The 703-nt window shown below is 73.3% G+C and carries 1 pseudogene; it reads left to right on the top strand.

What is annotated here, in order from left to right:
- A pseudogene (locus tag AC08OO_RS22870) lies at positions 1-703 on the top strand (integrase); the annotation flags it as partial.

Raw genomic sequence — 703 nt, 5'->3', positions numbered from 1 at the left:
GGGGGGCGCTCGCCGACGCGCTGGCTACCGTCACCCCGGCACTTCTGACCGCCGACCCGCCGGCCGTGCACGCCGAACTCGTCCGGGAGGCGCTCTACTCATGGGTGTTCCGCACGGGGACCCGGACTGCGGGCGCCGGGCCGCATCGTCCCCGGATCGAGCTGGAGCCGCCCGAGCACTTGGCCGCCACGCTCGCATGGCTCGCCAAGCACTCCCGGCCGGTGGCGGACCTCGCCAAACCGGACATCGCGCGGGCCGCGCTGGATCGGATCGCGCGCAAGCTGGACGGTCGGCCGGCCGCGGCGAACACGGTGGCGCGCAAGCGGGCGGTGTTCTTCGGTGCGCTCGACTACGCGGTGGAGCGGTGCGACCTGGCCGCGAACCCACTCACCGGCCTGAAGTGGACGGCGCCGAAGCAGGTGGAGCAGGTCGACCGCCGGGTGGTGTGCAACCACAAGCAGGCGCGGGCGCTCCTCGATGCCGCCGGCAGGCAAGGCGACGTTGGCCGCCGCCTGGTCGCCTACTTCGCGGTGGCCTACTACGCCGGGTGCCGTCCCGGGGAGATCAACGCCCTGGACAAGGACACGGTCGAACTCCCGGCCGAAGACGCCGAAGAGCAGTGGGGTGTGCTGCGCTTGGCGGTCTCTCGGCCGGCGACCAGCGCCGGCTGGCTGGACGAACCGGTGCCTGACGGTGAGGCGCT

The sequence above is a fragment of the Frankia sp. CeCAU1 genome, from assembly GCF_977971845.1.
The sequence above is the reverse complement of the archived record's forward strand: the minus strand, read 5'-3'. Positions and strand labels throughout refer to the sequence as shown.